We start from the raw sequence: 5,543 nt of genomic DNA, 5'->3' as shown, positions 1-5,543 counted from the left end.
ACCTCCCTTGGCAGTCTCAGTCCCTTCGACTCATGGCTGCTACTACGAGGGCTGAAAACTCTTTCACTACGCGTGAAACAGATTAATCACAATGCATTGGCATTAGCGCAATTCTTAGAACAAAATAAGGCTATAAGGAAGGTTACTTATACAGGACTGAGTTCCCATCCGCAATATGAGCTGGCGGCAAAACAAATGAAAGGACACACCGGAATGCTCTGCATTGAGGTAGCAGGAAAAGATGAAAATGAAGAGTTCAGAAATGCACAAACCATACTGAATAACCTTAAGCTTTTTGCTAATGCCGCAAGCCTCGGAGGCGTGGAGTCCCTAGTCGTACATCCGGCCAGCATGTGGGGAACACACCACTCCGCATCGCAAAAGAAAATATCTGGTATCACATTGGGAATGCTTCGAATATCTGTCGGTATCGAACACATAGATGACCTTATCGCCGATTGGCAACAAGCTATCGACAAGATATAAAAAAAAGCCTTGAGAAATATCTCAAGGCTTTTTTATGCTTTCTTATTTTAAAAGCTTACTTCAAGTTTAGCTTCCAACGCCTCTCCGCGAAGGCCGGCAGCTACAATACGTCCTTCCTTGTCCAAGAGAAAGTTTTGAGGAATACCTTCTATGTTGTAAAGACCTACGACTTCAGACTTCCATCCTTTAAGCTCCGAAACATTTGTCCATTGTCCTAGGTTGTCGTCTTCAATAGCTTTCAGCCATGCGTCTTTTTTTCCAGGATTATCTAAAGAAACACCTAAAATGGTAAATCCTTTGTCTTTATATTTATTGTAGGCGGCAACCACATTAGGATTTTCCTGACGGCATGGTCCACACCAAGATGCCCAGAAATCCAACAACACATATTTACCTCTCAATGATGATAAGGACACCTCTTTACCATTCACATCCGGCAAAGTAAAGTCTGGCGCTACAGCTCCTACCGCAACCTTCTTCATACTTGCAATCTTGTCAGCCAATGCTTGGGCAAAACGCGATTCCTTTAGGTCGGCAGGATATGTGCTCAACAACTTATCATACTCCAATACATTTTCGGCAGAAATACTTTGACTCATCAAGCTCAAAGCCACAAAATTCTTGTTAGCCTTTATATATTCATAGTCAATAGCCTGCGATTTCTCGTACAGAGGCATTATCTTGCTTCTTAAGCCCTCAATAAATTCCGGATTTCTCTTTTGCTCATCCGAAGCAGCTCTAAACTCCTCATCCACCAACATCATCTGCTCTTGAATAGGCTTTTTCAACGCATTAAGAGCTTTATAATCTTCAATGATTTTAGTGCCCGAAACATCGGCAGATCTCAACGTCTCACCCTTAACATTGATGGTTCCCTGAGATAAAAAGATTTCAGCATAGTCCGCTTGTTGAACCCAAGGGCCAAAAGTTTTTCCTTCAGGAGAAAGAACAAGATAACCTTTTGACGGCATCTCTACAGTGCCGCTCAGCGTAAACTCTCCATTATTTATTATGGCAGAATCTATCTTGGGCTGTTGTCCCTCATAATACTGAATAAACACCTTAGCAGGAGCATTGTATGCCCCGACTTTGCCTTTTATAGTGAATGCTTCTTGGGCAAACGCTAAGGCCGGTATGCTCGTCAATAGAGCAAAAGCTATCTTTTTCATAATTTGGATTTTAATCTGTAATAAATCAATTTAACGTATAAAATAAAGTGGTAAATATAATAACTATATGGTGTTAAATTAAAATTTAACACTATTTAACCCGTCCTTACCATCTGCCACTGGCGCCTCCGCCACCAAAACCTCCGCCGCCAAAGCCACCAAAGCCGCCGGAACTACCTCCTCCGAAGCCTCCTCCGAAACCTCCGAAATCTCCTCCTCTTCGGTTAGAACCTCCTTTTCCCATATTATTCAACAACATCCACCAAAAAAGATCATTCGTTCCTTTCCCATCGAACATCCGTCCCCCTCCTTTATCATTATGATCGCCTCCGATGGATACCAAAGCTACAAAGAGAATGACAACCACCACAATAATCGCCAAAACCCTGCCAATGCCCCCCGAGCCGGAAGGTTCTTTCCTTTCAGCCTTATACTCACCCTTCGTATAAGAAATGATAGAATTTATGGCATTATCAATCCCCTCATAATACCTGCCTTTGCGAAAGGCTGGCTTGATGTCCCGCTCAATAATACGATAGGCTATAGCGTCAGGTAAAGCACCCTCAATACCGTAGCCGGTCTGTATGGTAACGGCCCTATCGCCCAAAGCAACCAAAAGCATTATACCATTATTATATTTTGCTTGCCCTACCCCCCATTTCTGTGCAAGTCGCACCGCATAATCGGCCACATCATAGCCATCCGTTGTCTGTACAATAACCACCGCAATCTGCGTAGAAGTGCTATCCTCAAAAATCAACAGCTTGCGCTCTAAGGCCGACAACTCATCCGCACTTAACGTATTGGTAAAATCGGAAACAAGTTGCTTAGGTGCTTCAGGTAGATTTTGAGCCCTAAGGTTTGTCACCGTAGCCAATAACAAGAAAGCTAAAAAAGCAAAATATTTAAAGTATCTTGATGGAAAAAGTATTTGCATGTTATTTAGATTAATTACCGAAATGAATGTCATTAGGCAATTCATTGATATCATCATCTTGACGTGGGAAGTATTGTCTTAACTGCTCCCCCGCCTCCTGAATACCTTCGACCAACCCCCTCACATAATTGCCCTGTCGGAAATGAAACAGCATCTTATCTTTGGTGATCTCCCAAAAGTTATCCGGCACCACTTTATTTATCCCTGCATCTCCTATGATAGCAAATTGATGATCAGCAATAGCCAAATAAATGAGAACGCCATTACGTTGCACCGTCTTATGCATGTTAAGCTTTTCAAAATAGCTCTTCGCCTTATCGAAAGCTGTCGTATCCTCGTCCTACCACATTTTCCACCACCACCCTGATCTCTCCGGAGGTGAGATTTTCTGCGACGTTTATAGCATGAACGACACGCTCCTGCTCCTCTTCGTTAAATAATGCCATAGCTATACCCAAAAATTAAAAAAGATGAATATTGTGATAACAAGGCACCCAATATTCATCTTCTCCTCATTAAAGTTTAATATTATCCTTTAGAAAGAAACTGTAGGTGCTTTGTCTGAACCCGCAGCAGCCTGGAATGTTCCTTTAGGCTTAAAGCCAAAGATTCCCGCAATGATATTATTAGGAAAACTTCTTACCGTAGTGTTATAATCCTGCACAGCTTCATTATAGGCTCTGCGCTCCACAGCAATTCGGTTCTCGGTACCTTCCAGCTGCGCTTGCAGCTCTTGGAAGTTGGAGTTGGCTTTCAAGTCCGGATAGGCTTCCACACTTACCAACAAACGACCGATAGACTGCGACAACGCATCCTGCGACTGCTGGAACTTGGCAATAGCTTCTTCCGAAAGATCATCCGGATTTACTGTCACGGAAGTAGCCTTAGCACGTGCTTCCACTACTGCCGTCAACGTAGACTCCTCATGCTGTGCGGCTCCTTTGACCGTAGCTACTAAATTTGGAATCAGGTCAGCACGACGCTGATACGCATTCTCTACCTGCGCCCATTTGGCCTTAACGTTTTCGTCCTTAGATACCATAGTGTTATAGCCACATGAGCTAAACGATAATGCTGTAAACAACCCTATAAGGCAAATAATAATCTTTTCATCGGCGTAATTTTCATTTTCTGATCCCCTAAAAATACAAATAACTTTTCAATTACTCATACTCCAAAGCAAATGCCAAAATTATTACACCCCGAGCTTCAACTAAAAACTCGTAACTTCGCAAAGTTTTGGGATAAAAACCCAATAAAAGTATATGCAACAAGAAATTGAATTAGCTATCGGTCCTGACCATATCCATGATCAGGATTACATTCTCCGCCAAGGAGCAAAACAGCTTAACATATCCCCAAAAAGAATCAACGGAGTATACATCCGAAAACGTTCTATAGACGCGCGCAGCAAACAGGTGGTCTTTCGCCTCCGCATAGTTTTTTACATAGATGAACAGCCACAACCTTTCTGCTATCAAAGTACGCTTAAAAATGTCCGTGATGCCAAACCGGTCATCATCATAGGCGCAGGGCCTGCAGGACTTTTTGCCGCTTACCGCTGTCTGGAACGTGGCCTGAAACCTATAATCCTCGAGCGTGGGAAACCCGTACGCGAAAGAAGACGTGACCTTGCCAAAATCAATCGTGAAGGTATAGTCAATCCCGAATCCAACTATTGCTACGGTGAAGGCGGTGCTGGAACCTATTCTGATGGCAAACTATATACCCGATCCAATAAAAGAGGCGATGTACACAAAGTGCTTTCCATCTTTGTGGAGCACGGAGCTGATGAAGATATCCTGATCGATGCAAGACCACACATTGGTACTAACAAGCTGCCACACATCATAGAAAGCATGCGCCATAAAATCCTCGAGATGGAGGGTGAAGTGCATTTTGAGACTAAAGTGGTGGACATAGTCGAAAAATTCGGTCAGGTACATTCGGTGAAGACCGAAAACGGCCATACCTTCTGTGCAGATCATGTCATTCTGGCAACAGGACATTCCGCACGCGATATCTTCCAGCTGTTCCGCAACAAAAACTGGCTTCTGGAAGCCAAACCTTTTGCCTTAGGGGTCCGCATCGAGCATCCACAGCATATCATCGACAGTGCACAATACCATTGTGCCGTACGCCACGACAATCTCCCTCCAGCTTATTACAGCCTCGTGGAACAAGTAAATAACCGTGGCGTATTCTCTTTCTGTATGTGTCCCGGAGGAATCATAGCTCCTTGTGCCACCGACTTTGATGAAATTGTTGTAAATGGATGGTCGCCTTCAAAAAGAAACAATCCACACGCCAATTCGGGCACAGTAATACAAATCAATCTCGATGATGTACCCAACGCAGCAACAAATCCTTTCGCTCTGCTCGACTTCCAACGTGCGGTAGAGCACAAAGCTTACCAGCTTGGAGGAGGCAACTTCGTAGCTCCAGCACAAAGGATGGTGGACTTTGTAGAAAACCGTGTATCTCTGGACTTACCGAAAAACTCATATAAGCCGGGAACCCGCTCGGTGGACCTCAACGAAGTGTTACCTGACTTCGTGCATACCGCACTACGTAAAGCCTTGCCGCTCTTCGGCAAAAAGATGCGAGGCTACTATACTAATGAAGCTATCTTGGTAGGTGTAGAATCACGAACATCCTCCCCGGTGCGCATTCCACGAGACAAAGAAACGCTTCAACATCCACAAATCAAGGGACTTTATCCTTGCGCAGAAGGAGCCGGTTATGCAGGAGGAATCGTCTCCGCAGCCATTGACGGCATAAATTGTGTCGACGCTATAAAAATTTAATTCACTAAGAATAAGACTGATGCAAAAATAAAGGCAAAATTTTCATCTTATCCTCTTATAGATGAAAAAAAAGCCTTATTTTTGTGTCAGAAAATCAAGCGAAGTAGCTCAGTTGTAGAGCACAACCTTGGCAAGGTTGTGCTC

The 5,543-nt window shown here is 43.7% G+C and carries 7 protein-coding genes; 2 read left to right on the top strand and 5 right to left on the bottom strand.

What is annotated here, in order from left to right:
• Positions 1 to 486: PLP-dependent transferase (locus SD31_RS08595; RefSeq protein ID WP_039053823.1), on the top strand; the 486-nt coding region annotated here is incomplete at its 5' end.
• Between the two features lie 47 nt (positions 487 to 533).
• Here SD31_RS08595 and SD31_RS08590 read toward each other — a convergent pair.
• The 5 genes from SD31_RS08590 to SD31_RS08575 form a co-directional block, all read right to left on the bottom strand.
• Complete coding sequence (locus SD31_RS08590) at positions 534 to 1,655, bottom strand: TlpA disulfide reductase family protein (protein ID WP_039053822.1); 1,122 nt, start codon at positions 1,653 to 1,655, stop codon at positions 534 to 536.
• A 106-nt stretch (positions 1,656 to 1,761) separates the two neighbouring features.
• Entirely contained in the window at positions 1,762 to 2,592 is an 831-nt protein-coding gene (locus SD31_RS08585; RefSeq protein ID WP_231561372.1) for a TPM domain-containing protein, read from the bottom strand.
• 10 nt (positions 2,593 to 2,602) lie between these two features.
• Positions 2,603 to 2,878 carry a TPM domain-containing protein gene (locus SD31_RS20840; protein WP_316929822.1) on the bottom strand — a complete coding sequence of 92 codons (276 nt, stop codon included), beginning with the start codon at positions 2,876 to 2,878 and terminating at the stop codon, positions 2,603 to 2,605.
• Positions 2,879 to 2,906: 28 nt separating this feature from the next.
• Positions 2,907 to 3,038, bottom strand: coding sequence for a hypothetical protein (locus SD31_RS20835; protein WP_316929821.1), 132 nt, complete (start codon positions 3,036 to 3,038; stop codon positions 2,907 to 2,909).
• An 89-nt stretch (positions 3,039 to 3,127) separates the two neighbouring features.
• Entirely contained in the window at positions 3,128 to 3,634 is a 507-nt protein-coding gene (locus SD31_RS08575) for a LemA family protein (RefSeq protein ID WP_231561371.1), read from the bottom strand.
• A 223-nt stretch (positions 3,635 to 3,857) separates the two neighbouring features.
• Here SD31_RS08575 and SD31_RS08570 point away from each other — a divergent pair, with 223 nt between their 5' ends.
• Positions 3,858 to 5,399: an NAD(P)/FAD-dependent oxidoreductase gene (locus tag SD31_RS08570; RefSeq protein ID WP_039053819.1), complete on the top strand. Its 1,542-nt coding sequence runs from the start codon at positions 3,858 to 3,860 to the stop codon at positions 5,397 to 5,399.
• Positions 5,400 to 5,543 lie beyond the last annotated feature (144 nt).

The organism is Sphingobacterium sp. T2 (assembly GCF_000814685.1).
In the GTDB taxonomy this organism is placed as follows: Bacteria; Bacteroidota; Bacteroidia; order Sphingobacteriales; family Sphingobacteriaceae; genus Sphingobacterium; species Sphingobacterium thermophilum.
The sequence above is the reverse complement of the archived record's forward strand: the minus strand, read 5'-3'. Positions and strand labels throughout refer to the sequence as shown.